At 45.0% G+C, this 25,668-nt stretch carries 18 protein-coding genes and 4 pseudogenes; 14 read left to right on the top strand and 8 right to left on the bottom strand.

The window, feature by feature from the left end:
* Window positions 1-177 precede the first annotated feature (177 nt).
* The 3 genes from ACMAZD_RS18815 (at window position 178) to ACMAZD_RS18825 (ending at window position 3,112) form a co-directional block, all read left to right on the top strand.
* Window positions 178-312 (top strand): hypothetical protein, encoded by a 135-nt coding sequence (locus tag ACMAZD_RS18815; RefSeq protein ID WP_435250158.1) that lies wholly within the window; start codon window positions 178-180, stop codon window positions 310-312.
* Window positions 313-464: 152 nt separating this feature from the next.
* Window positions 465-1,658, top strand: coding sequence for an IS91 family transposase (locus ACMAZD_RS18820; protein WP_435247758.1), 1,194 nt, complete (start codon window positions 465-467; stop codon window positions 1,656-1,658).
* A gap of 260 nt (window positions 1,659-1,918) precedes the next feature.
* Window positions 1,919-3,112 (top strand): IS91 family transposase, encoded by a 1,194-nt coding sequence (locus tag ACMAZD_RS18825; RefSeq protein ID WP_435247018.1) that lies wholly within the window; start codon window positions 1,919-1,921, stop codon window positions 3,110-3,112.
* Between the two features lie 159 nt (window positions 3,113-3,271).
* On the opposite strand, the pseudogene ACMAZD_RS18830 reads toward ACMAZD_RS18825, so the two are convergent.
* Window positions 3,272-4,342 (bottom strand): annotated as a pseudogene (locus ACMAZD_RS18830) (replication endonuclease); the annotation flags it as partial.
* Window positions 4,343-4,622: 280 nt separating this feature from the next.
* Between ACMAZD_RS18830 and ACMAZD_RS18835 the strand changes: the two are divergent.
* Entirely contained in the window at window positions 4,623-5,327 is a 705-nt protein-coding gene (locus ACMAZD_RS18835; protein ID WP_435250159.1) for a DUF445 domain-containing protein, read from the top strand.
* A gap of 179 nt (window positions 5,328-5,506) precedes the next feature.
* Here the strand turns inward: ACMAZD_RS18835 and ACMAZD_RS18840 are convergent, their stop codons facing one another.
* The gene (locus tag ACMAZD_RS18840) at window positions 5,507-5,995 is read right to left on the bottom strand and encodes an Lrp/AsnC family transcriptional regulator (protein WP_102434491.1); all 489 of its coding nucleotides are present in this window, start codon (window positions 5,993-5,995) and stop codon (window positions 5,507-5,509) included.
* Window positions 5,996-6,274: 279 nt separating this feature from the next.
* Here ACMAZD_RS18840 and ACMAZD_RS18845 point away from each other — a divergent pair, with 279 nt between their 5' ends.
* A complete protein-coding gene (locus ACMAZD_RS18845; protein WP_435250160.1) occupies window positions 6,275-6,445 on the top strand; it encodes a hypothetical protein in 171 nt (56 codons plus the stop codon).
* Window positions 6,446-6,507: 62 nt separating this feature from the next.
* Here ACMAZD_RS18845 and ACMAZD_RS18850 read toward each other — a convergent pair whose 3' ends face one another.
* A complete protein-coding gene (locus ACMAZD_RS18850) occupies window positions 6,508-6,732 on the bottom strand; it encodes a hypothetical protein (protein WP_435250161.1) in 225 nt (74 codons plus the stop codon).
* A 292-nt stretch (window positions 6,733-7,024) separates the two neighbouring features.
* Here ACMAZD_RS18850 and ACMAZD_RS18855 point away from each other — a divergent pair.
* Window positions 7,025-7,522: pseudogene (locus tag ACMAZD_RS18855) on the top strand (MerR family transcriptional regulator); the annotation flags it as partial.
* A 111-nt stretch (window positions 7,523-7,633) separates the two neighbouring features.
* Here the strand turns inward: ACMAZD_RS18855 and putP are convergent.
* The 4 genes from putP to ACMAZD_RS18875 form a co-directional block, all read right to left on the bottom strand.
* Entirely contained in the window at window positions 7,634-9,124 is a 1,491-nt protein-coding gene (putP, locus tag ACMAZD_RS18860) for a sodium/proline symporter PutP (RefSeq protein ID WP_435250558.1), read from the bottom strand.
* Between the two features lie 152 nt (window positions 9,125-9,276).
* Window positions 9,277-9,981, bottom strand: coding sequence for a 1-pyrroline-5-carboxylate dehydrogenase (locus ACMAZD_RS18865; RefSeq protein ID WP_435250162.1), 705 nt, complete (start codon window positions 9,979-9,981; stop codon window positions 9,277-9,279).
* Window positions 9,982-9,992: 11 nt separating this feature from the next.
* Entirely contained in the window at window positions 9,993-13,130 is a 3,138-nt protein-coding gene (gene putA / locus ACMAZD_RS18870) for a bifunctional proline dehydrogenase/L-glutamate gamma-semialdehyde dehydrogenase PutA (protein ID WP_435250163.1), read from the bottom strand.
* A 181-nt stretch (window positions 13,131-13,311) separates the two neighbouring features.
* On the bottom strand, window positions 13,312-14,136 hold the full coding sequence (locus ACMAZD_RS18875) for a helix-turn-helix domain-containing protein (protein ID WP_435250164.1): 825 nt from the start codon (window positions 14,134-14,136) through the stop codon (window positions 13,312-13,314).
* Between the two features lie 539 nt (window positions 14,137-14,675).
* On the opposite strand from ACMAZD_RS18875, the gene ACMAZD_RS18880 reads away from it, so the two are divergent.
* The 4 genes from ACMAZD_RS18880 to ACMAZD_RS18895 all read left to right on the top strand — a co-directional run bounded on the left by ACMAZD_RS18880 (window position 14,676) and on the right by ACMAZD_RS18895 (window position 19,854).
* On the top strand, window positions 14,676-15,437 hold the full coding sequence (locus tag ACMAZD_RS18880) for an IS5 family transposase (RefSeq protein ID WP_102276546.1): 762 nt from the start codon (window positions 14,676-14,678) through the stop codon (window positions 15,435-15,437).
* A 102-nt stretch (window positions 15,438-15,539) separates the two neighbouring features.
* Window positions 15,540-16,643, top strand: a complete 1,104-nt coding sequence (locus tag ACMAZD_RS18885) for a PEGA domain-containing protein (protein WP_435250165.1) — start codon at window positions 15,540-15,542, stop codon at window positions 16,641-16,643.
* A gap of 182 nt (window positions 16,644-16,825) precedes the next feature.
* Window positions 16,826-18,694 carry an SUMF1/EgtB/PvdO family nonheme iron enzyme gene (locus ACMAZD_RS18890; RefSeq protein WP_435250166.1) on the top strand — a complete coding sequence of 623 codons (1,869 nt, stop codon included), beginning with the start codon at window positions 16,826-16,828 and terminating at the stop codon, window positions 18,692-18,694.
* 413 nt (window positions 18,695-19,107) lie between these two features.
* Complete coding sequence (locus tag ACMAZD_RS18895) at window positions 19,108-19,854, top strand: helix-turn-helix transcriptional regulator (RefSeq protein WP_435250167.1); 747 nt, start codon at window positions 19,108-19,110, stop codon at window positions 19,852-19,854.
* Between the two features lie 121 nt (window positions 19,855-19,975).
* Here ACMAZD_RS18895 and pdxH read toward each other — a convergent pair whose 3' ends face one another.
* A complete protein-coding gene (pdxH, locus tag ACMAZD_RS18900) occupies window positions 19,976-20,611 on the bottom strand; it encodes a pyridoxamine 5'-phosphate oxidase (protein WP_435250168.1) in 636 nt (211 codons plus the stop codon).
* A gap of 165 nt (window positions 20,612-20,776) precedes the next feature.
* Here pdxH and ACMAZD_RS18905 point away from each other — a divergent pair.
* The 4 genes and pseudogenes from ACMAZD_RS18905 to ACMAZD_RS18920 all read left to right on the top strand — a co-directional run.
* Window positions 20,777-22,408 (top strand): annotated as a pseudogene (locus tag ACMAZD_RS18905) (sensor histidine kinase); the annotation flags it as partial.
* A gap of 107 nt (window positions 22,409-22,515) precedes the next feature.
* Window positions 22,516-23,709 carry an IS91 family transposase gene (locus ACMAZD_RS18910; RefSeq protein WP_435247018.1) on the top strand — a complete coding sequence of 398 codons (1,194 nt, stop codon included), beginning with the start codon at window positions 22,516-22,518 and terminating at the stop codon, window positions 23,707-23,709.
* A 261-nt stretch (window positions 23,710-23,970) separates the two neighbouring features.
* Complete coding sequence (locus ACMAZD_RS18915) at window positions 23,971-25,164, top strand: IS91 family transposase (RefSeq protein WP_435250169.1); 1,194 nt, start codon at window positions 23,971-23,973, stop codon at window positions 25,162-25,164.
* A 166-nt stretch (window positions 25,165-25,330) separates the two neighbouring features.
* Window positions 25,331-25,441: pseudogene (locus ACMAZD_RS18920) on the top strand (transcriptional regulator); the annotation flags it as partial.
* Between the last annotated feature and the right edge of the window lie 227 nt (window positions 25,442-25,668).

The following is a 25,668-nucleotide window of genomic DNA, read 5'->3' on the forward strand; positions in this document are numbered from 1 at the left end:
AGGCAATTTTAAATCAGATGCCGAAGCCCAAGAAGCAATGTCCAAATTTTACAAAGCTCTCACTGCCAATACGGAGCAGCTCCTAGAGTTGCAGCTTCAAGCTAATGATGAAGGGATGTTGGCTTTTTAGGAGTGCTACATGACCGTAAGGTTTTACTGGGTTATATGGTCGCAAAAATGTCTGAACCTGACATAGCATTCGAAGCTGAGAAAGCTCAGTTAAAAGAGGCATATAGTTTCGACTGGAAACTAGTTCATCAAGAGCTTTGGAGAACTAATGGCTGTAATGCGATTTACGGTTCACTTGACTAAACGTTCAACAATCTGTTTAAGAGTGATTCCCAACGCTTGGCATTTTTGCTTCTACTTGAACCGGCGACGGTGTCGCCTGAGCGGCCTACGGCCGAAAACAAAGAGACTCAACCGACTAGGGTGCTTTACATGGATCGTTTATCCTATAGGTCATGCATCCGAATAAGCCCATCAAACAACTCTTCAATGCCAACGATACTTGGCTGAACTACCTCAATAAGTACCGAGAAACCCTCCGAACCGTCGTCATTGAAAACGTCACCAAGATGCTCGCTTGCAGTACCGCTGCTTTTGGCTCTAAAGAGTATCGATGCACTCATGCTGACTGCACCCATCACAAATACATTCACCAGACGTGTAAATCTCGCTTTTGCAGCAGTTGTGGCATAAAAGCCACAGAGCGGTGGATACGAAAGCAACAACATGTCTTTCCTGAGTGTGAGTATCAACACGTTACGTTGACGCTACCACACACGTTGTGGCCCATCTTTCGGGATAATCGTTTTCTTCTCAATCATCTCTTTAGCTGCGCAGCCAAAATCTTCTTAGGATGGGCAAAGCAACTCGATATCGATATTGGCGTGTTCTGTGCACTTCATACCTACGGCAGAAAGCTGAATTGGAATGTGCACATCCATTTGTCTGTCACCCGTGGGGGTTTATGTAAGAAGACTGGTCTATGGAAGCCGATTTTCTTTAAAGCTAAGACCACTGAGAAGTGTTGGCGAGGTGCCATCACTCAACTTCTCAGTTCCCATTACGCAGAGTTAGACTTAAGTGGAGAAAACTGCCCTTTTATTCGCAATGAGCAAGATTGGTCCCGATTTTTAACCAGCCAATATTGCCGTCGATGGAAGCTGCACTTTGCAAAGAAAACAGCCAACGTGACGCCAACCATGACTTACCTCGGCCGATACCTAAAACGGCCACCGATATCGGCGTCGCGTTTACGACATAACTTCCAGGGAGGCTTGGTGACGTTTGATTACCTCAACCATAGGAATGGTCGAACGGAATCCCTCATTTTGAGTCCAGAAGCTCTGATAGAGCGCATGATTGAGCATATTCCAGATAAGCACTTCAAAATGATTCGATACTTCGGTTTTCTATCAAACCGACGTCGTGGTGAGATGCTCCCTAAGGTCTACGGTGCCTTGGGTGTCGCTCCTAAAGACGCACCTGAAATGCCCGGTTACGCAGCTATGCTGAAAGGGTATGTGAAGGTTGATCCGTTTGAATGCATTCTTTGTGGGCACCGTTTAACGTTTCTTCGCTTTAGGGCTGGGGAGCCGCTGTCAGAGCTGGTCCACCATGCTCTGGTTCAAGCCCAAATCAGGTCAATTTAGGCGTTTCACAGGATGGGTGTATCTGAAATAGCGAAAACAGCATGAAAGTGTTCAACAAACATCCGTGTTTAGATTGTAGAGCAGAAGTTAGGTCTGTCCGGGACTCATTCTGACGTGAGTTATGCCGCGATTGTTCAGGTCAGGAAACATTGAGATTCCTTACCTGAACCGACGACGGTGTCGCCTGAGCGGCCTACGGCCGAAAACAAAGAGACTCAACCTACTAGGGCGCTTTGGATGAATCGTTTATCCTATAGGTCATGCATCCGAATAAGCCCATCAAACAACTCTTCAATGCCAACGATACTTGGCTGAACTACCTCAATAAGTACCGAGAAACCCTCCGAACCGTCGTCATTGAAAACGTCACCAAGATGCTCGCTTGCAGTACCGCTGCTTTTGGCTCTAAAGAGTATCGATGCACTCATGCTGACTGCACCCATCACAAATACATTCACCAGACGTGTAAATCTCGCTTTTGCAGCAGTTGTGGCATAAAAGCCACAGAGCGGTGGATACGAAAGCAACAACATGTCTTTCCTGAGTGTGAGTATCAACACGTTACGTTGACGCTACCACACACGTTGTGGCCCATCTTTCGGGATAATCGTTTTCTTCTCAATCATCTCTTTAGCTGCGCAGCCAAAATCTTCTTAGGATGGGCAAAGCAACTCGATATCGATATTGGCGTGTTCTGTGCACTTCATACCTACGGCAGAAAGCTGAATTGGAATGTGCACATCCATTTGTCTGTCACCCGTGGGGGTTTATGTAAGAAGACTGGTCTATGGAAGCCGATTTTCTTTAAAGCTAAGACCACTGAGAAGTGTTGGCGCGGTGCCATCACTCAACTTCTCAGCTCCAATTACTCAGAGTTAGACTTGAGTGGAGAGGACTGCCCTTTCATTCGTAATGAGCAAGATTGGTCCCGATTTTTAACCAGCCAATATTGCCGTCGATGGAAGCTGCACTTTGCAAAGAAAACAGCCAACGTGACGCCAACCATGACTTACCTGGGTCGATACCTAAAACGGCCACCGATATCGGCGTCGCGTTTACGACATAACTTCCAGGGAGGCTTGGTGACGTTTGATTACCTCAACCATAGGAATGGTCGAACGGAATCCCTCATTTTGAGTCCAGAAGCTCTGATAGAACGCATGATTGAGCATATTCCAGATAAGCACTTCAAAATGATTCGATACTTCGGTTTTCTATCAAACCGACGTCGTGGTGAGATGCTCCCTAAGGTCTACGGTGCCTTGGGTGTCGCACCTAAAGACGCACCTGAAATGCCCGGTTACGCAGCTATGCTGAAAGGGTATGTGAAGGTTGATCCGTTTGAGTGCATTCTTTGTGGGCACCGTTTAACGTTTCTTCGCTTTAGGGCTGGGGAGCCGCTGTCAGAGCTGGTCCACCATGCTCTGGTTCAAGCCCAAATCAGGTCAATTTAGGCGTTTCACAGGATGGGTGTATCTGAAATAGCGAAAACAGCATGAAAGTGTTCAACAAACATCCGTGTTTAGATTGTAGAGCAGAAGTTAGGTCTGTCCGGGACTCATTCTGACGTGAGTTATGCCGCGATTGTTCAGGTCAGGAAACATTGAGATTCCTTACCTTGGACGTTTACTTACAGTGATGTCAGATAGATTTGGCTGTTGGTATTGGTAGTCTTCATCTTCTCCGGTCAAAGGTTCTGGCGGTTTAGCCTCAACTTCTGTTAGCCAAGACAAATCTGGTTTGGGTTGGTGCTCTTCAACAAGCTGGGCTGGACGCACCGCTCCGCATGGCAAGTGTTCCGCAGGGCGGATTCTTATACTCGTTTCATCATCAATTCGAATTGAACTGCCTTGTTGCAGCGTGATTAAGGCTGAACTATCAATATTTGGCGGTAAACCACCACCTACAGAGTAAGGTTCTAATAATCGCTTAAGCTGATCGCTGACCCGTACTTTCTTCGGTTGCGTACAGTTATTGACAGAACTCCGAGAGGAATCAGAGATTCCAGAAAGAGCAAGGTCAAGAGCAGGAGCAAGAGCCCCCGCTTCAGCTTCTATCGTTTCCTTGGAAGTAACTTTTTTACCTTTTAACCTCCATGTGGTCGGGTTTTCGCTTGGCTTATCAAACTCGTAAACTGTTTCGGTATTCTTCTTAGTTTTCTTTGTGATGGTCCAGGTTCTGAAACGTGTTTTAAGCAGTTCACCTGAAGCGATAAAACCTTCAATTTTACGAACGTCTTCACCGTGCGGAGAAGCGAACGGCAACACTTCATAAGAGTTAGTGATAAGTAAATCTTCACGCTTAACGAATGGGCCCCCCTGCCCCATGATGTATCCCTTCCAGTCACCTTGGTCGGCTGACTTCATCGTTTCAGATACGCTCGCATCATCAGTACTCATACGTGCTTCGTAATGATTTGAAATAACCTCAAGCAGCTCCGCATTCTTCATTGTACAAGCGGACTTAAACGGACCAACTAACTGGTAATGAGACATTAAATAGATATTGATGAGGTCTTCACGTTGCTGGTTAAAAACGTATTCAATGAACGCTTTTTTGTTTTGATTCGCTAAGCGGCGCAATTCACGATAAGTGGTAACTGGTGCACCACCAAAGAGTTGGAATTGACGAATACCGTGGAGGCTTTTCCAAGCGCTAACGTTTTTGGCCATAGCTTGTGTTGTGCTACTTTAAAAGTGCGGCGTAATTCACACCAATTTGTTAATTAACGGTAAATTACACGTAGCAGAATGTTATGTCGTAATTATATAATAGCGATAACAGATCAAGACGCTTCGCTTGCGCGTTCTGGAATAAGGCTAGACTTCGGGGGGAGGCTAGCCTTTTTTATGCCTGTTATTGAGAACTCTTTTCTACCTGCCCCATAAACTTCATCGATCCTTTTGTTTTTTTCTTGGCGTTTTTTTCTTAAAATGCGCACAGTATTCTTTCTAGAGATCAACCATGAACAAAAGTGTCTTAACTAACGTTATTGCGTTAGCGCTGCTTACTGGCGGCTATGCGACAGCAAACCAATACTTGCTTTATGCAGGCCTATTCGCCTTTTCAGGTGCCATCACCAACTGGCTTGCTATACACATGTTGTTCGAAAAAGTCCCCGGTTTGTACGGTTCTGGCGTTATTCCAGCTCGTTTTGAAGAGTTCAAGGCCGCTATTAAGCAACTGATGATGGAACAGTTCTTCACTGAAAGTAACATCGACCGTTTCCTTAGCAGTGAGATAACCGGAAAATCGCTCAATCTAGAGCCCGTGATTAAGAAGATCGACTTCAACCCTGCATTCGATTCATTGGTTCATGTTATTGAGAACTCACAGTTCGGTGGCATGTTGGCAATGGTTGGCGGCACAGAAGCCCTGCAGCCGATGAAAGCGCCATTTGTAGAAAAGATGCAAGAGTCTGTGATTGAAATCAGCAAGAGTGATTCGGTAAAAAATGCCATCAAGGATGAACTTGAATCACCTGCCATGATGGATGAAATCAAAGAGAACATTGAAGCGATTATCGACCAGCGTTTGAATGAACTAACACCAAAACTTGTGAAAGAGATGGTTCAGACCATGATCAAGAAGCACCTTGGCTGGCTAGTAGTATGGGGTGGTGTATTCGGTGGTGTGATTGGCTTAATCTCAGCGGTAATTACCCTGTAATCGGTTTACCGACAACCAACTTATCTGATTGCCTACCTCTGACACTCAACAAAAAATGGAAGCTCATGAGCTTCCATTTTTTATATCTAATCTATTTATACCTAATCACTAGCTCGTTACTGCTCATTAGTAACTAAGCAACCGCTAACAACCAATTGAGAAACAGTTTCGGCATCGAATTACTTTAAAGTTGCCAACAACTCAGGGTTCACGCCAAAGCCCTTCTTATGCTCTTCAATCACCACTTCGCTTCGAGTCTGGATCACGCCCGGCAATGTACCCAGCTTGGTTGCCATAAACGCTTGGTATGCCTTCATGTCTTTCACTCGAACCTTGATCATGGTGTCAAAGTCACCGGAGAGGGAATAACACTCCTCCACCTCGGGCATCATTTCAACCGCCTGTGCAAACTTATCAAAAATAGAGAAGCTCGTTTGGTCGAGTCGAATATGGATAAAGACTTGAACATCGAGCCCTAACTTCTCAGAACACAGCTCAGCATGATAGCCGGTGATGTAGCCATCTTTTTCCAATCGTTTGAGTCTATCGGAACATGGAGAAGTGGTTAGGTTGACTTGTTTTGCCAACTCAACAACAGGCAAACGCCCTTTCATATGCAGAATTCTTAGTATCTCTTTATCGATACGATCGAGTTGGTGCTGAGACATAACATTCCTTAAACATTCTAAATTCGGCTCAGTATATTCCATAGTGATCAAAATGGAGCAAAACCCCGCTCACACATTTAAAAAACTAAATGCACAGGAAGCATTCACAGGGTGCATAAATAAACCCAAACCGATAACAAGCCTTATAAGTCATCTTCTGGTTATTAACAAATTATTATAAAAATGACCCAAATAACAAATAAGTTGAGCCAGAAACGAAAGAAAGGATATAGACCAAAGTGAATAATAGAATTATCAAAGAGAAAGGATGACTCTATTATGAAAACGCAGGAACTCGCATACAAGCCGTATGGCATTGGCTCATGGACACACGTAACCGTATCAAAAGACGTCGCTCAAGCACTGGCAAATGAGTACTCCAACTACGGATGGGACGTGAAAATTGATGGTAACTCCATTGAAGCAGAGCTAGCGTTAAAAGCCGCATAAAAATGAAAAAACCTCCAAGGCGGAGGTTTTTTTGATCTAAATAAGTAAGTACTTACTATTGACTAAGCTAAGCCAACTTGTGGGACGATACGCCCAGATTCGCAACGGCAATTACACGTTCGACAAAAATGTTGTGTTTCCATATCGTAGTACTGGTTGCCACTAAAAAGCTTAGATGTCCATTGCAACATGCGGCCAGAAGTCGTCTCAGGCTCTGATTCACAACGTTTCATTATAGACTTATGTAGTGTTGTTTTTTTACATCCTTTGCAATAGAGATCTGGCATACCTTTGTCCTATAGGTCTTTAGCTGTTACTGATAATTGACACATCATGTTCAATTCGGTTCCACAATTCACCTTGCTAGTAACAAAAGTGAGCGACAAGTTCAAAAATTAGCCACTTTTCTGTGTCATTTTTTGACATCACACTCCATTGAGTAAATTGATCTTTCCCTTCTCACGCAAGATCCAACCACTTCGATTTACATTGTAAAACCCCAATAACCGCTCGATCACGGCAGATTCCCCCCCGATCTTAAGTACGACAAACGTCGCACCTCAGAAAAATACCGACGTCATTCAACTGTTCAAATTGCCGAATCAAAACCCCATTCTTTATTACGAACGTGCAAGGTTGTTACTACCTAACTGTCGTTCAGACAATGGCTACCGTTGGTATGGTGAGAAGGAACAGGCTCGCATAGAAAGCATTATCTCTTACCGCTCCTTTGGATTATCCACCCAAGAAATGACCGCGCTACTTGATCGCAAAGACGACTCGAAACAAGAGCAAACCTTAGTGAACCGGTTCAATGCTCTAGAGAAAGAGGTTCAGAATCTTCGCCAACAACAAAAGGCAATTGTCATTCTACTAGAACAACCTGAATTGCTTGAGCAGAAATCGCTGACTAAGGTTCGCTGGGTTAAAGTAATAGAAAATGCTGGATTCAGCGAAGATGACATAAAGAACTGGCACAAACAGTTTGAGAAGATGGAACCGAGTACTCACCAAGAGTTCTTGGAGTCATTGAATATCGTTCAAAAAGAAGTCGAGAGCATTAGGGACTGGTCAAAAAATAGAGCCACCGGAGTGACTCTATTATTTTTACTGATATTCTTTGCTAAATCATCAGAGTTTTACAATGTAAATTCGCCTAGCTTCTCACCTAGACGAATGACAATAAAACTAGTCTAGTTCTACCAGATTTTTCTCGAATTCAGCGTGTTGCTTCTTCACTTCGTCTTCTGGCTCACCCGTAATTAGGCTCACGATAACGATAGAAAGAGTCGATAGGATGATTCCTGGTACGATTTCGTACACATCGAACCAACCACCCGTGAACTGCTTCCAAAGTACAATCGTAACACCACCAACCACGATACCCGTTAGAGCGCCGTTACGGTTCATACGAGACCAGTAAAGGCTCAACACGATAGCTGGACCAAATGCAGCACCAAAACCAGCCCATGCGTAAGATACAAGGCCAAGTACTGAACTGTCTGGTGTCATCGCTAAAAATAGCGCGATAAGAGAGATTAGGATTACCGCAAAGCGACCCACACGAACAATCTCTTCTGACGTTGCGTCTTTCTTCAGAACTTGCTTGTACAGATCTTCTGCCATTGCAGATGAAGAAACAAGAAGTTGTGAATCCGCAGTACTCATGATTGCCGCTAGAATTGCAGCAAGTAGGATACCTGCGATTACTGGGTGGAACATCGCGTTAACAAGAAGCATGAAGATCTTCTCGCCATCGTCTAGCTTAGGTGCACCAGAGTTAGTCACGTAAATTAGACCAACCAGACCCACTAGCATTGCACCAATCATAGAAAGAGCAGTCCAAATAACCGCAATGCGGCGTGCTGTCACAAGATCTTTGTTTGAACGAGTTGCTTTAAAACGAGCCAAGATGTGTGGTTGACCGAAGTAACCTAAACCCCATGCCGCTAGAGATATGATCGCAATAGCAGAAAGAGGCTCACCCTTCGCATCATTCCATAGCGTTAATAGCTCTGGGTTGATGTTGTGTAGGTCGCTAGAAAGCTGACCTAGGCCACCGTCCATTGCAGCAATTGGTACAATCAATAGTGCTGCAGACATCAGTAGACCTTGAACCAAATCCGTCCAAGCTACCGCCAAGAAGCCACCAAACAAGGTGTAAGAAACCACACATACAGTACCGATGATTACCGCTGTTGTGTAATCTAGGCCGAATACGGTTTCAAACAATTTACCACCTGCTACCAAGCCTGAACTTGTGTAGAAAAGGAAGAATAAAAGGATAAAGAAAGCAGAGATTGTTTGAATCAGCTTAGAGTTATCATTGAAGCGGCGAGATAAGAACTCAGGCAGAGTCAGTGATTCAGTCGTAATACTGTAAGTACGTAGACGTTTAGCACTGATTAACCAGTTAGCCCAAGTACCCACAAGTAGACCACCAGCAAGCCAGAATGCTTCAAAGCCAGCAGCGTAAGCGTAACCAGGCAGGCCTAGTAGCAACCAACCACTCATGTCTGATGCACCAGCAGAAAGTGCAGCAGGCCATGGGCCTAACGAACGACCACCTAGGAAGTAGTCAGTTGAGTTAGATGTACGCTTGTAAGCAATAACACCGATCGCTAGCATCATAATTAGATACGCAATGAACGTCGTCGTTATTGCAAAACTGTTTTCTATCATTTGATAGTCCTCATTTTGTAGAAAGCCTTCCATGCCTAATTCGATGCAATGCACTCACCGCAAAGGTAAGCGAATACATTGAATTAGGGATTATGGCTCCAAATACCAATGGAAAACCCAAAAGTCTTTAGAGCCAGATTTAATGAAGGTTAGTGAGCTTCGCTTCCAAGTTCGAGCAAGGTCGCGTTACCGCCCACGGCTGTTATATTTATAGTTCGCGTACGCTCGGTAATGAAGCGCAGCGATAGGTGTGGATCATTGGCAACATTCATTGCGGTCAGATCCGTTTCAGCTACTAAACCGACGATTGCACCGTCACGCTTAGCAAGCTGTAAATTGATAGCTTGTGCCGTTTGCGAGTTACCCACGTAACCCACGCTACGTACATCGCAAGACAACAACTGTTGAGCAGCGTCATACGAGGCAACCTGCACCAAGTTGGTTGGTAGATTCGCTTGTTTTGCAGCATCTACAATTAATGTGTTGAACTGTACGTCATCACCGCACAGTTGCACGCTGTTACCTGCCAATAGTGCTGCGGTAATCATCGCTGTTGCGGTTTGTCGTGCGGGCACTTTCTCTTCGCAATCATCAACAATAACCAAAGCCACACCGCGACCAGCGGCATACAACTCATTGGTTTCGCCCGTAGGGCCAGCCATTAGATGATGTTCAGAAAGCAGCGCAGACGCTTGCTCTAGATGATAAGTCGCCACCATTGCCAAAGGCGCAGATTGGCTTTCGATCTCTGATTTAAGCGCAAGTACCTGAGCACTCTTGTAATCAAAGTCTGTAAGGTTCCATTGTTCCCACGCTAGCAAAGCATCAGAAAAACCTGTCACTTGATGAACCATGATAATGCTCCTTATACCTTGTCTTGTGATTGAGAGAAATGAACATCAGTAAAGCGATATAGGTAGTGAGGACCACCCGCTTTAGGGCCAGTACCTGACAAGCCTTGACCACCAAATGGTTGAACACCAACAACAGCACCGACTTGGTCACGGTTGATGTAACAATTACCCACACGAACGTGTTTTTCGATCCAACGGTAAGTTGTCTCGTTACGGCTGTGAATACCCATGGTTAAGCCAAAACCGGTTTGGTTAATTTGGTCTACCACTTGCGCCAGCTCACTCGCTTTGAAGCGAACGATATGCAGCACAGGGCCAAACTGCTCTTCTTTCAAACAGCTAATATCATCGATTTCAAATGCACTTGGTGGAACAAAGTCACCATGTTCACAATCCGTTCCTAGAGAAAGTTGAGCCACTTTCTTCTGGGTCTTAGTCATGTTTTCTAAGTGCGTCATCAACTTCTGTTTCGCATTTTGATCGATAACAGGACCAACATCCGTTTTATGAAGATGCGGAATACCTACACTCAGTTCGTCCATTGCACCGTGAATCAATCCAACCACGCGGTCTGCAATGTCTTCTTGGATGTAAAGAACACGCAGTGCAGAACAACGTTGGCCTGCAGAAGCAAACGCAGAACGAATCACATCACGAACCACCTGTTCAGGCAGTGCGGTACTGTCGACGATCATCGCATTCTGACCCCCGGTTTCCGCAATAAACGGAACAGGTTTAGCATTGCGACTTGCCAGTGACACGTTGATACGTTGTGCTGTTGGTGTTGAACCGGTAAAGGCAACGCCAGCAATCGCATCATGGCTAGTTAGCGCACTGCCGATCTCAGCACCACGACCTGGTAGAAGTTGAATCGTTCCAGCAGGGAAACCCGCTTCATTCATCAGTTCAACAGCGCGAGCTGCAATCAAGCTTGTTTGCTCTGCAGGTTTCGCCACAACCGTGTTGCCCGCGACTAGTGCCGCTGTAATTTGGCCAAGGAAGATCGCCAATGGGAAGTTCCAAGGGCTGATACAAACGAACACACCACGACCTTGTCGCGAAGCGATTCGAGTTATGCCATCAAAGCCTTTTAGCTCAAAACCTTGTAAGTTGTTCGCTTGTTTTGCGTAGTAACGGCAGAAGTCGACCGCTTCACGTACTTCATCAACGCTATCGTGAATTGTCTTACCCGCTTCTTGATGACAAATAGCCACTAGCTCAGCCAGGTTGTCTTCCATCAGGTCAGCCAGCTTATCAAGTGCAGCCGCTTTGGTTTCAACCGAAGTCGCGTTCCAATCAGCAAATGCTGCGTCTGCGCCAGTGATCGCTGCGGAAACATGATCAAGGTTAGCGAAAGCCACCTGACCCACATTAATACGACGATCGTAAGGTGCGGTGACTTGTTCAACGTTCTGATCAGCCTTGATCATGCTTTCGGCAAGAGATTCACCGTTGATCACAGGTCCAGCAGTCCATTGAACGTTCAAAAAGCCTTTTACTTGCTCTTCAAACTGATGCGCTTCACTTTCGATATCAATGTTCACACCGTATGAGTTCTTACGCTCAGGGAATACCGCTGGCGGAAGAGGAATCTTGGTGTTGTTCAAAGCATCGAATGCCAGAAGCATGTCGACTGGGTGCTGTGTCAGCTCTGCCACGGGGCAACGAGCATCAACCAAGCGGTGTACAAACGAGCTGTTTGCGCCGTTTTCTAGCAGACGACGTACTAGGTATGGCAGTAGATCTTTATGGCTACCAACTGGCGCGTAAATACGTACCGACTGTTGGTAAGCTTCCATTGCATGGTTGTAAAGAGAGTCACCCATGCCGTGTAAGCGTTGGAATTCAAAGTCTTTATGCTCTGTCATCACTGCAATAGCAGAAACAGTGTGAGCATTGTGGCTCGCAAACTGCGGGAAGATATTACCGCGAACACTTGGGCTCAATAGGTAACGCGCACACGCTAGGTAAGCTACATCAGTCGCTTCTTTGCGTGTGTAAACTGGGTAATCACTAAAGCCAGCTTGTTGCGACCATTTAATTTCGCTATCCCAGTAAGCACCTTTCACCAAACGAAGTGGGATCAAATCACCCTGCTCTTTTGCTAGGCGGTTTAGCCATACTAGAACCGGTAGTGCACGCTTTGAGTACGCTTGAATAACCAGACCAAATTTCCCCCAACCTTTTACAAGATCAGTGCGGTACAGTTTTTCGAATAATTTAAGAGAAAGCTCTAGGCGATCCGCTTCTTCCGCATCAATCGTAATTGCAACATCGAGCTCTACTGCGCGGCGTAATAGCTGCTCTAGCGTGTCGCAAAGTTCAGTCAGTACGCGGTCTTCATTCGCTACTTCGTAACGAGGGTGAAGCGCAGAAAGCTTGATAGACACAGATGGCGCTGGGCTAGATTTTGAAGAGACATACGTGTCTCGACCTACGGCTTCAATTGCCATTAGGTAATCTTTAAAATACTTGTTTGCGTCAGCAGTGGTCAGTGCCGCTTCACCTAGCATGTCGTATGAGTAGGTAAAACCTTTGTCACGCATAGACTTACCGTTCTTTTGCGCTTCAGCAATGCTGCGGCCAAGAACGAATTGGTGACCCATCACCTTCATTGCTTGGTGCATCGCTTTACGAATCACCGGCTCAGAAAGCTTGTTCACTAAACGATTTACTGCTTGGCCAGCACTCTGCTCATTAGATGAAAGTCCAACCACCTTACCCGTTAGCATTAAGCCCCAAGTCGATGCATTAACAAACACCGAATCAGAATTCTTTAGGTGAGATTTCCAATCCGCAACGCTTAGTTTGTCGCGAATCAGTGCATCAGCTGTTGCTGAATCAGGAATACGCATCAAGGCTTCCGCCAGACACATCAGCAAGATGCCCTCTTGAGTGTCTAAGCTGTATTCAAGCAACAGCGCATCGATCATCTGGATAGAAGTTTTATCCGCACGGATAGCTTCGATCAATGATGTCGTTTTCTCTGTAATTTGCTGCTTTTCTGACTCAGAAGGGGTAGCTAGCGGCAGAAGTTGCTCTAGCCATTGGGTTTCATCCACCATATATAATGGTGAGATAAGCGTCCAAAGATCAGCAAGCGACTGCTCGTTGAATTCTGGCTTTAACACATCAGTAGCTGTAAACATGCGTTTTCCTTAATCTCACACCCGAAAAGAGTTCGGGATCTCTACAATGGCTGCAGTGTATTTAGAGTATATAAGGATTACTTGTCAAAAACTCCGAGTTTTTTGCTAAAAACTCGCTTTATTAACAAAACAAACACAAGGTCACATATGAAACTTTAATATAATATGCCGTTTTGTTTTTTTATTTAACAGAAATTTGCTTTTTGTATTGAGATGGTGACATGCCTTGAAGGCGAGAAAAGGTATGAGTAAAGGATGATTGACCAGAGAAACCGGCCAGTTCAGCAACCTGACCAAGGCTAAGATTCCCTTGTTCAATAAGGCGTCGAGAGCGGTCGATACGCTTTCCTAAAACATACTGGTGAGGGGTAATACCCATTTGGTCTTTGAAAAGCATGTGGAACTGGCTTTCACCCAAGAACACACTACCCGCCAGTTGCGCTACAGATATCTTGTTTGCTAAATGTTGCTCGATATAGCGATCCAACGCTTCAAGATCAAAGCGTGAATCTTTGATTGAGGTTTCAAATGCCGAGATGTGTCTTTGCATCAATGCAATCACCGTATCATTGCACGCACGACTTAATAACAGATCATCAGGACTGGCCTGCATCTCTTGCACCAACATATGGATAAGCTTTTGAATTTGAGCACCTAATTGGAAGTAGACGTTCGATGATTCTAACTGGTTAATTTTCTCTAGCATCAGAGGGTCATCATCGGTTGGCATAGGCATGTTGAGCACGAGAATATCCGACTGACCAACCACTCCGCCGAAAGCATGATCAGAGCGAGCTGTGACTACACAGCCTTGCCCTGGACCGACAAGGTTACCTTTACCGCTTACTTCAAATTCCGCCTGACCTTTTAGCCCAATGACCACCTGCGAATAGTGATGCTCGTGGCAATCCATATGCGATGGCAAAGTAATGATCTCCGCAGGACGAGGGCCAGTAAGGCCAAGCGGGGACAGGTCTAAGTTCGGAAAGGGTAACGGTTTTGGCATGGCATCAAAATACTCAGGTCGACATAGTAAGAATAATACTCTGAAATCTGCATAAGATGAATTTGTAAATGCTCATGAGAGTCATTTCCTCACCTTTAGCAAAAGATCATTATCGCGATCGCCTTGATCATGCCTCCGGAAGGATGATCAAGAGTGTATAAACTACGGCCATTGTAAAACCAATCGTTCCGGTGAGTTTAAGGGCTTTACAAGCACTCATACAAGCACTCATACAAGCACTCATACAAGCAAGCACACCAGCACAAAAAACCATGTCATCAATAAATACTTCAGCACCCTAACATAATGAATAAATTTTCTTATATGGCTCAAATAATTGACGATAAACTTGTAAAAAGTGTATCCGAAGTACCGAAACTTGGCTTTTGAGTAGATTGGATAGCAATAAAACGGTATAAAGACGGGTACTGTGTTAATTGCTAATAACTAGGGCGTGTTGATCTTTCGTGAGTGTTTTTTGAACAGCATGGTAAAGAGTTATAATTTGCTTCGCCAAAAGTAAAACCATAACCAATACCATGCCAAGAACAATGCTAACTGATATTCGCTGGGAACTGCTACTCCAAGTTATGAAAAGTACAGGTCGTATTTACGATAAAACTGAACATCGAATGACATTTGAAGGAATACTTTATCGAATGAGAACAGGTATTCCTTGGCGAGATCTACCCTCTGAGTTCGGAGAGTGGAGTACCGTTTACAGACGATTTAATCTTTGGTCAAAGAAAGGGATTTTAGATAATCTTTTCAAAAGCTTATCTAGCATGGCTGACTTTGAATGGGTATTTCTTGATGGCTCTATAGTTAGAGCGCATCAGCATAGTACAGGTGCAGCTACTGAAAGTTCAGAGCAAATAGGAAAAAGTCGCGGGGGCAACTCAACCAAAATTCACTTAGCTGTAGATAGTGGTGGCCTGCCGATTTGCTTTGATTTATCAGAGGGACAACGCCACGATATAGTGCATGCCGAAAGCTTAGTTGAGCAACTCGATGAAGTTAATACCATCGTTTGTGATAAAGGATATGACAGCGAACCTTTCCGTACTTTTGTTAAGGAACGTGGCGGAGAAACAGTAATTGCTAAACGCAATTACGGACAAGATATAGACAAAGACAGTATGGATTGGTGTCTATACAAGTATCGTCACTTGGTCGAAAATGCCTTTGGGAGAATTAAGCATTATCGAGCTATTTCAAGTAGATATGACAAGCTAGAAAGGAATTATGCCAGCATGTTATCACTGGCATTCATGTTAATGTGGCTACCGATGTATTGTTGAACACGGAATGTACAGCAAAGATCAACACGCCCTAGTGACTCACAACTAGAAAGTAGACACTTTATTAACGAGCCAATTTCAATCTACAAGTTGCAGGGACCTATGACTAACTTTCGAATTTCAGCGCTTTTACTTGCGCTATCCCCACTTTGGGTATCTGCATCGGTATCAGCTGAAGAACTGAATCAAGTCGATCCCGTTTCAGCTATCGATGCAAAGCTAACAGAGAAAAACTCGGATATTGAGCGTATTTCAGCAACCAAAGTATCGGCGACTGAAAACCTAAAACAACTACAAAACAAAAATAGTAAGTTGTTGCGCGAAGGTGAAGAACTTAAGGCAAAACGTAACAGAGCTAAGTCTGTACTCGACAAACAGTACAGTCGCTTACTTGAAGATCCAGAAACGGATTTGGTCTCTTTCCAGAAAAGCTATCAAGATGCTTGGGCGGCCGTTAAAGAGAATCAATCGTCTAAGTTAGATAACCAACAAGCGATGAACGAGGGTGAAATTCACCTTTCTCAAATCAAGCAAAAGCAAGCGCGCCTTAATAATGAGCTGGCTAACTTGAGAGAGTCAAAAGTTGAAGCTCGTGTTAAACGTATTGCAACAGAACTTCGTGAAAGTGCCGTTCTTGAAACGAGCTACACCACCACATGTGCATCAACAATGACACTCGGTGAATGTACATCTCAAGGTAAACACCTAACGAACCAAAAAGCCGTTCAAACGTTCAAGGCCCAATTACTTGAGCAGCTCACAGAAAGCACACTAGCGAAGCAAAACTTGCAAGGTGTTCAACTGAACATCCATGTTCAAGATAGCCAGGCAATCAAGAGTGGTTTCTCTGGCAACAACGCATACTTCATGCAGATACAAGCTCAGCTTCAAGCTAAACCTGAAGCCATTGCCGCTTGTAACTTGTTGAACGTGTCTACTCGCTACTGTCTAACAGGCAGTCAAGCCGCTGTCGTTAAGAAAAATGACAAGCAGTGGGCAAATGTGACCGTTCGTTCTGATCAGTACAATGATTCAGTCACTATTAACGGCATCAAGTATGGCAGCACACCAATTGAGGTTGCACTACCAAGCGGACGTCACCAGGTGACCGTTTCAAAGCAGGGTTACGAATCTTACAACCGCTCTGTAACCATCAATGGCAGCGATACCATCTGGGTTAAGCTTCTTCCCAGCAAAAAAAGCTAAGTCGGGTATAGAAATTAAATCCGATATAAACCGTTAAGCCCGATTGAAATAGCCGTATCTGTTTCACAAAGCTGAATGAATACTCGCCATTTTGTTGATAGTTATAGAAAGTAGCTGCAGACGAAATGGCGTTTTCGTTTAGAATATTTGATTAACCTAAATTACAATTGAAGTAGCCCATCATGCGCCAAGGTTTTCCAGCTCTACTATTTGCACTTGCTCCCTGCTTAGTGACACCGGCTGTTTTTGCTGAAGCAACACCACCAGCAATCACGTCATCTGTCACCGACATTGAAAGCTCGCTTTTCGAAAAGCATGCCGACTTAACGGCTGTCGAGAAAAAGCTCGCAGACAAACAAAATCAAGTCGATAACCATGCACAGCAATCTGCGCGTGTAGCAAAGCTGACCGCTAAAGCAGAACAAGACCTCGCAAATGCGAAAGCGAATCTAGAGCAAGATTACGCTCGTATGATTGATGAACCTGACTTTGATATTTCACTCGCTCAAAACGCTTTCCAAGGGGCTTGGAAAACCGTCAAAGAGAACAAGCTTGCGATGTCTGACTCTGAACAGAAACAACAAGGCTTAGTGATGGAACTCGAGGCTATTCAAGCAGAGAAAGCGGCAGCAGAAGCTTCAATCACAAATCTCAATCAAGACAAGCTAAGAGCCAGAGCCGAGCGATTAAGAAACGAGATCACTCAAACGCAAGAGCAAACAGTCAGCTTTACCAATCGTTGTAGCAGCGACATGACACTGGCACAGTGCTCAGACCAAACCGTGACTTTGGCACTTCAAAAAGCCGTAAAGCAATTTCAGCATAGCCTAGTAGACAACACGACTGAATCGAAAGCCGTAAAAGAGCACCTAGCGTCGGCTTCGCTGAATATTCACGTCCTGCAACACAAAGTGAAATCCTCTGGCTTCTCAGATGATAACCGTTACCGAGCAGTAATTGCAGCGAATCTAGAGACTCGTCCAGACAAAAACACACCTTGCCGTCTGCTGGGTATTCAGTCATCAAACTGTTTCACCCAAAGCGAGCAACAAGCCAACGATCAGCAAAAAGAAGTCGCTTGGGTTAACTTGGTGGTTCGTTCAAACCAGTACAACGACAAAGTTTCTATCAACGGCGTGAAATATGGCAGCACACCCGTTGAGATAATGTTACCTACTGGTCAGCACATAATCACCATCGAGAAAGAAGGCTACCTTTCTTTCCATCAAGAATTGAAAATCGCTCGTGATCACAACCTCAGAGCGGTGCTACAAGCTAAGCAAAACTCATTGAATGTTGGCACCAAGTTCACTGATCCAATGAAAGCCAACGCTCAAAGCCCAGAAATGATCGTGGTAGGTTCAGGTCGTTACTTGTTAGGTGAAAACAACGCACAGCAAGTCACCATTAAGAAGCCTTTCGCGCTTGCAGCAACACCAATACGAGTACGAGACTTTAAAGCATTTGCAGCAACACCAATACGAGTACGAGACTTTAAAGCATTTGCAGAAAGTACAGGCTACGAGACAGACGCAGAATTAATGAATACCTGCGACACCTTTACAAATGCAGAAATGACCTCAGTGTCAGACAAGCATTGGCAAAACCCAGGCTTTAAACAACAGGACGATTCTCCCGTTGTTTGTGTTAGCCAGAATGATGCCAAAGCTTATACGCGTTGGTTGTCTAAAAACACTGGCTTCACTTATCGTCTACCAACACCACAAGAGTGGGAAGCGGCAGCAAGAGCTGGCCAAGATACTAACTTCTGGTGGGGCAACGAATTTAAGTCTGGTAAAGCGAATACAGGCTGGGCTGGCACACCTTGGTCAAACGTCAGCACTTCACCAGTTAAATCGTTCTTACCAACGCCAACGGGCTTCTACGATATGGTTGGCAACGTATGGGAATGGACAACCACTCAGAAAGGTTTAGCAAAAGGCGGTGCGTGGAGTTTCTCACCGGAAGAAGCTAAGGTCTTTAATGAACTGTATGTCGCGCCTTCAACCGCAGCCAATTACCTAGGATTCCGAGTAGTACGAGAGCTATAAGCGCTCGATTACTTGCTCAAGATTTTGAAATATTTACTCTAGGTTCTCAATTCTCACATTGAGCGGCGTTTATAGGGGAATTCCCCCCTTATGTATAAGTACTCCTAGGAGTAGATTCATCGGCAGAGTATTAAGTCACTCTGGGTATCTAACTGATGCCTCAGGTTAATTTGCACGACCCTCGCGAATTGATCTGAAAATCTTTTACATGTCGACAAGGCATATCTTGTCTTTAGCCAGCCCGTCTTCAGGCTGGCTTTTTTTTGCCTATTTATCCCCCCCTTCCGTTCAGCTATTCCCCTCAAGGCAGACACTTAATCAACGATCCGTTTAATGGCTGTTCAGCCTCTCCAGCGATCTCATCGTTGAGCCCCTAATTGGCATTGCAGCTCAATAAGAAGCTGATATCATCAATGCGTCGCAGCTTACGAGATAAAACCTTGTCAGAACCTCTCAACTCCATACATCGCTCTTTATTTGAACAACTTCCAGGCTGCTGGGGCTGTAAAGATACTGAGTCCGTTTTCGTATACGCGAATCTCGCTTACAACCAATTGATTGGGTTGACGCCGGGTGAAAGTTGTACTGGCTTAACCGATTTCGATATGCCGAGCCAAACAACCGAATGCGCGCAAGACTTCAGGGCTCAAGACAAACATGTGATGGACACACGCTGCACGCTCAAGATCCTCGATATTCATCCTTATCCAGACGGGCGTTGGCACGCACATATCTTTACTAAGACCCCTTGGCTTGATGACAATGACAACGTCCAAGGCACGATCTTCTATGGTCAAGAGCTTACTGATACGGCCATCTTAGAAGTTGGACATTGGGTGTGTCAGGCGACGTGTGAGAAAGGAAATCAGGCATCGATAGCGGGCTCAAAACCGCGAGCGTCTAAGCTGCAAAAGAAGCTAACTGCACGAGAATCAGAAGTGCTGTTCTTATTACTGTTCGGTAAGAAACCTCAATACATTGCACTGACGTTAAATATCTCAATCAAGACCGTCGAAGGCCATGTCGCGAGATTGAAGCAGAAGTTCGATGCTCTCAGTAAAAGCCAGTTGATTGAGTTTGCGTTGCATTCAGGGCTAGGTTCAGTGATTCCAGAGACTCTGCTCAAAAAACAGATCTCAGTTGTTCTGCACAGTGACTAAGTAAAAGTGAGACAAAAAAATACCGTTGACCTGATGAGCCTAAGCACCAAATCAACGGTATTTTTATATCTATTAATCGGACTATTGTTAAGAAGGGAAGGATTAAGCTGACTTAAGGAGACTATGGCGCTAGGCGATCGATATCCCAGCTGTTGTCTTGACGTGAGAACAAGAAGCGATCATGCAGACGGTGTTCACCACCTTGCCAGAACTCAATGCTATCAACATGTACTCGGAATCCCCCCCAGAAAGAAGGCACAGGAATCTCTCCCTTCGCGAACTTCTGTTTAAGCTCCAAATACTTACCTTCCAAGATCCCACGCGCAGAAATACGACTACTTTGCTTACTCGCGATGGCAGCCAACTGACTCTCTTTCGGGCGAGATGAGAAGTACTTCATGTTTTCCATTGCTGTCAGCTTTTCAGCGGTGCCGGTAATGTGAACTTGTCGCTCAAGAGGATGCCAAGGGAAGTGCAGGCTGATCTTACTGTTATGCTCAAGTTGATGCGCTTTACGGCTACCCAAGTTGGTGTAAAAAACGAAGCCGTCTTTATCAACATTCTTCAACAAAACAATTCGTTGAAATGGCTGACCATTTTCATCAACCGTGGCAACTGTCATGGCAGTAGGGTCAGTCATCTTAGCTTCGATGGCTTGCTCTAACCATAGATTGAATTGCTCAATAGGGTCTGCGGCTAAGTCTTTACGTCTCAGTCCGCCCTTAGCGTATTCACGACGAATATCTGTCAGTTCCATTTCGTTGCTCCTTTTATTTTTTGTGATTCTGCGCTGTAATCCTTTGAAACACAAGTCTAAGCCGTGGTTTTGTCTTACAGAAAGCATTCGGTGTTAACAAGATCTCGGTACTCAAACCATCATATTGATAGTCTGTATATAAACGGATCATAAGCTGAGATACAAGTGACTAAAAAACGGCCTAACCTTCTAACACCATTTGCTTTATTCTCATTGTTGTTAGGCATAGCAGGGCTGAGTGCAACCCACTTTGTGGCCATGCAGTATCAAGAAAAAATCGTCGCGCAACAGCTGCATGAAGCGGCCAACAAAGCCAATCTGCAAATCGATTCTGAACTCGAAAAATTCAAACAAATTCCTGACTTACTTAGCCACGATCAACGTTTGCTCTCTTATTTTGATGATAATGCTCAAGCAAGCAAAATTACGACCATGCAACTCAATAAGTTACTGTTTGATTGGTCGAATCAGAGCCAAGCTGACACCATCTACATTCATGATCAAAGTGGTACAGTCGTCGCGTCAAGCAATTACCAAAAAACGCGTACCTTTGTGGGTGAAAATTTCTCGTTTCGTCCCTACTTTGCGTCTGCTATCAAAGGCGATAAAACCCATTATGTTGCCCTTGGTGCGCGTTCAAATGTCAGGGGGTACTTTTTATCTTCACCGCTGTATATCGCCGACAACATCGTTGGGGTCATTACCGTTAAAGTCAGTTTAGAGAATCTTGAGAACATCCTCACCAGCGATGAATTTGAGATCGTGGTACTCGATTCGAATCAAGTGGTGTTTCTTTCTAGCCAACACGATTGGCTTTACCAGTCACTGTTGCCTTTAACCCAAACACAACAACAAGAAATTGCGCGCAACCGCCAATACGGTCAAAGCCAAATATCGATCATTGACGCCTTTCAAGCCTCATCAGTGACTAGCAGTAACCCGCCGACAAGCAATCAAACACAACTGATGACTAATCAGCTCAGCAGGTTAGGTAGCTTTAAGCTTTACCCAGCCTCAACCAGCAATAATCAGTACCAAGTGGTTGCCTTAAAAGAAACCAAGACTGAGTTACGTAAAGTATTGCAGGTAGACGCCATCTTTATGGTTATCTACAGCTTAGTCGTGCTCATTGTTTGGTCTTGGCGTCAAACTTACTTAGCTAAGATCGCGTTAACTCAATTGAATCAAAATTTGGAGCAAACCGTTGATAAACGAACTCACTATTTAAAACAGTCTAACGACCAACTTCAACAGACAATCTATCAATATCAAGAATCTCAGCTGAAGCTTAAGCAGACAGAGCAAGAGCTGACGCAAACCGCCAAGCTAGCCGTACTTGGGGAGTTGTCAGCCAGCATCAACCACGAAATCAATCAACCGCTTGCGGCGCTGAGAACCTACAGTGAAAACAGCCTAAAACTACTTGAGATGGAACGCACTGACCTGGTTAAAAGCAACCTTGAGAAAATGATTGCCCTCAATAGCACCATTACCGACATCATCGCTCGGCTCAAAGTTTTTACTCGTAAGGTCACCAAACAAGAACATCACGTCGCCAACCTGCACCAAGCTGTCAATAACTCGACCAGTATTATGAACGCAGTCATGATCAAGCAAGGCATCACGCTCCGATTAAGTACCATACCGGATGATCTCAATATCGCCATTCACCCAACCGAGCTCGAACAAGTGTTGGTGAATCTGATCCACAACGCGACTCAAGCGCTTCAACAACAGGCATTCAAACAACAGGCATTCAAACAACAGGCATTCCAACAACAGGCACTTCAGCAACAAGACCGGCTACAAGAACCGGCGACGGTGTCGCCTGAGCGGCCTACGGCCGAAAACAAAGAGACTCAACCGACTAGGGTGCTTTACATGGATCGTTTATCCTATAGGTCATGCATCCGAATAAGCCCATCAAACAACTCTTCAATGCCAACGATACTTGGCTGAACTACCTCAATAAGTACCGAGAAACCCTCCGAACCGTCGTCATTGAAAACGTCACCAAGATGCTCGCTTGCAGTACCGCTGCTTTTGGCTCTAAAGAGTATCGATGCACTCATGCTGACTGCACCCATCACAAATACATTCACCAGACGTGTAAATCTCGCTTTTGCAGCAGTTGTGGCATAAAAGCCACAGAGCGGTGGATACGAAAGCAACAACATGTCTTTCCTGAGTGTGAGTATCAACACGTTACGTTGACGCTACCTCACACGCTGTGGCCCATCTTTCGGGATAATCGTTTTCTTCTCAATCATCTCTTTAGCTGCGCAGCCAAAATCTTCTTAGGATGGGCAAAGCAACTCGATATCGATATTGGCGTGTTCTGTGCACTTCATACCTACGGCAGAAAGCTGAATTGGAATGTGCACATCCATTTGTCTGTCACCCGTGGGGGTTTATGTAAGAAGACTGGTCTATGGAAGCCGATTTTCTTTAAAGCTAAGACCACTGAGAAGTGTTGGCGCGGTGCCATCACTCAACTTCTCAGCTCCAATTACTCAGAGTTAGACTTGAGTGGAGAGGACTGCCCTTTCATTCGTAATGAGCAAGATTGGTCCCGATTTTTAACCAGCCAATATTGCCGTCGATGGAAGCTGCACTTTGCAAAGAAAACAGCCAACGTGACCCCCACCATGACTTACCTGGGTCGATACCTAAAACGGCCACCGATATCGGCGTCGCGTTTACGACATAACTTCCAGGGAGGCTTGGTGACGTTTGATTACCTCAACCATAGGAATGGTCGAACGGAATCCCTCATTTTGAGTCCAGAAGCTCTGATAGAACGCATGATTGAGCATATTCCAGATAAGCACTTCAAAATGATTCGATACTTCGGTTTTCTATCAAACCGACGTCGTGGTGAGATGCTCCCTAAGGTCTACGGTGCCTTGGGTGTCGCACCTAAAGACGCACCTGAAATGCCCGGTTACGCAGCTATGCTGAAAGGGTATGTGAAGGTTGATCCGTTTGAGTGCATTCTTTGTGGGCACCGTTTAACGTTTCTTCGCTTTAGGGCTGGGGAGCCGCTGTCAGAGCTGGTCCACCATGCTCTGGTTCAAGCCCAAATCAGGTCAATTTAGGCGTTTCACAGGATGGGTGTATCTGAAATAGCGAAAACAGCATGAAAGTGTTCAACAAACATCCGTGTTTAGATTGTAGAGCAGAAGTTAGGTCTGTCCGGGACTCATTCTGACGTGAGTTATGCCGCGATTGTTCAGGTCAGGAAACATTGAGATTCCTTACCTTGAACCGGCGACGGTGTCGCCTGAGCGGCCTACGGCCGAAAACAAAGAGACTCAACCGACTAGGGTGCTTTACATGGATCGTTTATCCTATAGGTCATGCATCCGAATAAGCCCATCAAACAACTCTTCAATGCCAACGATACTTGGCTGAACTACCTCAATAAGTACCGAGAAACCCTCCGAACCGTCGTCATTGAAAACGTCACCAAGATGCTCGCTTGCAGTACCGCTGCTTTTGGCTCTAAAGAGTATCGATACACTCATGCTGACTGCACCCATCACAAATACATTCACCAGACGTGTAAATCTCGCTTTTGCAGCAGTTGTGGCATAAAAGCCACAGAGCGGTGGATACGAAAGCAACAACATGTCTTTCCTGAGTGTGAGTATCAACACGTTACGTTGACGCTACCACACACGTTGTGGCCCATCTTTCGGGATAATCGTTTTCTTCTCAATCATCTCTTTAGCTGCGCAGCCAAAATCTTCTTAGGATGGGCAAAGCAACTCGATATCGATATTGGCGTGTTCTGTGCACTTCATACCTACGGCAGAAAGCTGAATTGGAATGTGCACATCCATTTGTCTGTCACCCGTGGGGGTTTATGTAAGAATACTGGTCTATGGAAGCCGATTTTCTTTAAAGCTAAGACCACTGAGAAGTGTTGGCGCGGTGCCATCACTCAACTTCTCAGCTCCAATTACTCAGAGTTAGACTTGAGTGGAGAGGACTGCCCTTTCATTCGTAATGAGCAAGATTGGTCCCGATTTTTAACCAGCCAATATTGCCGTCGATGGAAGCTGCACTTTGCAAAGAAAACAGCCAACGTGACGCCAACCATGACTTACCTGGGTCGATACCTAAAACGGCCACCGATATCGGCGTCGCGTTTACGACATAACTTCCAGGGAGGCTTGGTGACGTTTGATTACCTCAACCATAGGAATGGTCGAACGGAATCCCTCATTTTGAGTCCAGAAGCTCTGATAGAACGCATGATTGAGCATATTCCAGATAAGCACTTCAAAATGATTCGATACTTCGGTTTTCTATCAAACCGACGTCGTGGTGAGATGCTCCCTAAGGTCTACGGTGCCTTGGGTGTCGCACCTAAAGACGCACCTGAAATGCCCGGTTACGCAGCTATGCTGAAAGGGTATGTGAAGGTTGATCCGTTTGAGTGCATTCTTTGTGGGCACCGTTTAACGTTTCTTCGCTTTAGGGCTGGGGAGCCGCTGTCAGAGCTGGTCCACCATGCTCTGGTTCAAGCCCAAATCAGGTCAATTTAGGCGTTTCACAGGATGGGTGTATCTGAAATAGCGAAAACAGCATGAAAGTGTTCAACAAACATCCGTGTTTAGATTGTAGAGCAGAAGTTAGGTCTGTCCGGGACTCATTCTGACGTGAGTTATGCCGCGATTGTTCAGGTCAGGAAACATTGAGATTCCTTACCTTGAACCACGCTGGCAACAAGAATCGGAGAAGTTGATCGAATCACACGTGCGCTTTATGGCGAGCCATCCCCAGAACGATGATCAAGGTATCGTCAAGCACCAACTTCATTGATCAATCCTTTCTCGCTCAAAAATCAACGCATCAAAATTGCTGTCCCTCAAAAGAACACGATCCATAGAAAGCATGCTCTCACCTTGATCATGCTTCGTAGTTCATTAATGTAAGCTATTGAATTTTAATGATTCGATGAATTTCAGGCAAAAAAAAAGCGAGTCCCTTGGGAACTCGCGAAAATCTATTCAGTATGATGTAACAAAATATGAGCCAATCTATTAATC

It is taken from the genome of Vibrio sp. nBUS_14, from assembly GCF_051201655.1.
Taxonomy (GTDB): Bacteria; Pseudomonadota; Gammaproteobacteria; order Enterobacterales; family Vibrionaceae; genus Vibrio.